Source organism: Nocardia sp. No.11 (assembly GCF_038752175.1).
In the GTDB taxonomy this organism is placed as follows: domain Bacteria; phylum Actinomycetota; class Actinomycetes; order Mycobacteriales; family Mycobacteriaceae; genus Nocardia; species Nocardia canadensis.
The window spans coordinates 1-2921 of record NZ_JBCGFB010000191.1; the positions used below are offsets into that span (position 1 = coordinate 1).

The 2921-nt window shown below is 68.5% G+C and carries 4 protein-coding genes; 2 read left to right on the forward strand and 2 right to left on the reverse strand.

Annotated features, from left to right (window positions below):
- On the forward strand, nt 1–358 hold a 358-nt coding region (locus tag V8688_RS30450; RefSeq protein ID WP_342802236.1), incomplete at its 5' end, for a helix-turn-helix transcriptional regulator.
- A gap of 4 nt (nt 359–362) precedes the next feature.
- Entirely contained in the window at nt 363–1220 is an 858-nt protein-coding gene (locus V8688_RS30455; protein ID WP_218719807.1) for a sterol desaturase family protein, read from the forward strand.
- Here V8688_RS30455 and V8688_RS30460 read toward each other — a convergent pair.
- Both V8688_RS30460 and V8688_RS30465 read right to left on the reverse strand, forming a co-directional pair.
- Complete coding sequence (locus V8688_RS30460; protein ID WP_218719806.1) at nt 1213–2025, reverse strand: carbohydrate ABC transporter permease; 813 nt, start codon at nt 2023–2025, stop codon at nt 1213–1215. The genes V8688_RS30455 and V8688_RS30460 overlap by 8 nt on opposite strands.
- A complete protein-coding gene (locus tag V8688_RS30465; RefSeq protein WP_342802240.1) occupies nt 2015–2878 on the reverse strand; it encodes a sugar ABC transporter permease in 864 nt (287 codons plus the stop codon). Before V8688_RS30465 ends, V8688_RS30460 begins: the two co-directional genes overlap by 11 nt.
- Nucleotides 2879–2921 lie beyond the last annotated feature (43 nt).

Genomic DNA, 2921 nt, shown 5'->3' on the forward strand with positions numbered 1-2921 from the left:
CGCGGTGGCCGCGCTGCCGGCGATGGTGGCGCGCGGGCCGGTGCGCACCGGGGAGGTCGCCGCCGTCGTCGGCCTGTCGGCCAGCCGGCTCACCCACCTGTTCACCGCCCAGGTCGGGCTGCCGCTGCGCCGCTACATCCTGTGGTTGCGGCTGATGAACGCCGTCGAGCTCGCGCGGGGTGGACAGGATCTGACTTCGATCGCGCACGCGACGGGATTCGCCGACAGCGCGCATCTCACCCGCACGTGCCGGGAGATCTTCGGACTGCCGCCGTCGGCGCTGACCAGCGCCGTGGTCTGGGACGGTCGGGTCAGCCGAATCGTTCAAGCGTCCACGGGGGACCGGCGGCCAGGCTGAGGGCATGAACCTCGCTGTGCGCCGTCTCGCCCGCTACGGCTACGTCCCATTGATGCTGGTGGGGCTCAACGGAATCGGCATCGCCCTCGCCGCCGCCCATGCCCCGAAACCCTGGCTGCTGCTCGTGCTCGCCGTGGCGATCGCCACCTCGTTCGCGGTCGAACGGGTCATCCCGTACGAACCCGCCTGGAACGGACCCCAGGCCGACAGCGTCCGCGACCGGCTGCACGCTGTCGTGAACGAGACGCTGATCCTGGTCAGCGTGGCGGTGATCCCGCTGCTTGCCGCGATCGTGCCCGCCCCGGGGCTGTGGCCGGGCGATTGGCCGTTCGTGGTCCAGGTGGTCCTCGCCATCCTGATCGCGGACGCCGGAATCACGCTGGTGCACTGGGCCAGTCACAAGATCGGGGTGCTGTGGCGCTTCCACGCCGTGCACCACAGCGTCACCCGGTTCTACGGCCTCAACGGCCTGATGAAGCATCCGCTGCACCAGACCGCCGAGATGGCCGCCGGCGTGGCCCCGCTGATCGTGATCGGGCTGCCGGTCGACGTCGCCGCCGCGCTGGCCCTCGCCGTGGCCGTGCAGCTGCTGCTGCAACATTCCAACGCCGACTATCGCGTCGGTCCGCTGAAGTACGTGCTCGCCCTCAACGAGGGTCACCGCTTCCATCACCTCAAATGGGCCGGCGTCGGCGACGTCAACTTCGGCCTGTTCACCCTGCTCTGGGATCACCTGCTGCGCACCTACAGCTACGATCCGCGCCGCCGGTTCACCTCCGACCAGCTCGGCATGGCGGCACATCCCGACTATCCGGTCGGCTACCTGGATCAGCTGATCGCGCCCTTCCGCCGCCTCACTTGAGCCCCGACCGGACGAAGGCGTTGACGATGTGGCGCTGCAACACCAGATAGAGCAGCAGCACCGGCAGACAGGCCAGACTCGCCAGCGCCATCATCGGACCCCACTGGTCGCCCTCGGTGCCCATGAAACTGCGCAGACCGAGCTGGAGGACATCGTTGGATTGCCGCAGAACGACCGCGGGCCAGAAGTATTCGTTCCAGGCGTTGATGAACAGCAGGATGCCCAGCGCGGCCAGCGCGGGGCGCAGATTCGGCACCACCACCGTCCACAGGATGGCCCAGGAGGAACGGCCGTCGATCTTGGCCGCGGCGACGAGCTCCTTCGGGAAGGCGTTCATGTGCTGGCGCAACAGCAGCACCGCCAGCGCCGAGCACAGTGTCGGCAGCACGCAGCCGATCAACGTGTTGATCAGCCCCATCCGGTTGAGCAGGATGTAGTTGGGCAGCATGGTGACCTGGAACGGCACCAGCCAGACGCCGACGAACGCCAGATACATCAGCCGCTGCAGCGGGAAGGTGTACATCGCGAAGGCGTAGGACGCCAGCAGCGCGATCAGCAGCTGACCGGCCGCGGACAGGATCGCCACGACGAAGGTGTTGACGATCAAGCCGGTGACGTCGACCTTCTGCGCCGCGTCGAGGTAGTTGTCGATCGACAACGGCCACGGCAGCGGCGACAGCGAGGTGACATCCTGGGGCCTGCGCAGCGCGGTGGCGAACAGCCAATAGATGGGGAACACGCACACCAGCGCCGTCCCGGCGAGCAGCACATGGCTGCCCGCCAGGCGGAGACGGTCAATCATCATGAACGGCAACCTTTTCCGAGATCCAGACCAGCACGGCCGCCAGCGCGCCGAACCCGACGAACAACAGCACGCCCGCCGCCGCGCTCAGACCCGCGTCGAAGCTGTGGAACGCGTAGTCCCAGAGCAGGTAGTAGATGTTGGTCGTGGCCTGCGCCGGTCCGCCCTGGGTCATCGAATCGATGAGCGGGAACGACAGTGTGGGACTGAGCAGCACGGTGGTGAGCACCAGGAACAGCAGCGTCGGCGACAGCAGTGGCAGGGTGATCCAGCGCCGGATCTGCCCCGGCGTCGCGCCGTCGACCTGCGCGGCCTCGCTGTAGTCGCCACTGATCCCGGCCAGTCCGGCCCACACCACCAGTACCGCGAAACCGAGCAGCTGCCAGCCGGTGATCAGCACGATCACCGCCTGCGCCGTCGAGGCGTCGTAGACCCAATTGCGGCCGGAATCGACCACCTGGTCGACGAATCCGGAGCCGGGATGCAGCAGCCAGCGCCACACCGCCGCCGCCGCGACCGGCGCGACCAGGAACGGGGCGAACACCAGCGCCTGATAGAACGTGCGGGCCCGGCCCTGCACCCGCCTGCTGGCCAGCGCGATCAGCACCGGCAGCAGCACCGTGAACGGCAGCAGGCCCAGGATCAGCGTCGCGGTGCGGCCCAGCGAGCCCCAGAACGCCGGAAGATCCAGCAGCCGGGAGTAATTGGCGGTACCGACCGCCTTCATCGGCGCGGTCGGCAGCAGATTCCACGACACGGTGGACAGCTGCACCGCCTGCACCAGCGGTTGGTAGGTGAACACCACCAGCAGCACCACCGCCGGTGCCAGATACAGATAGGGCGCGATCAGGCGCAGCGCCGCGCGCCGGGTGAACCGGCGCGGGGGCCCCCCGGCGGGG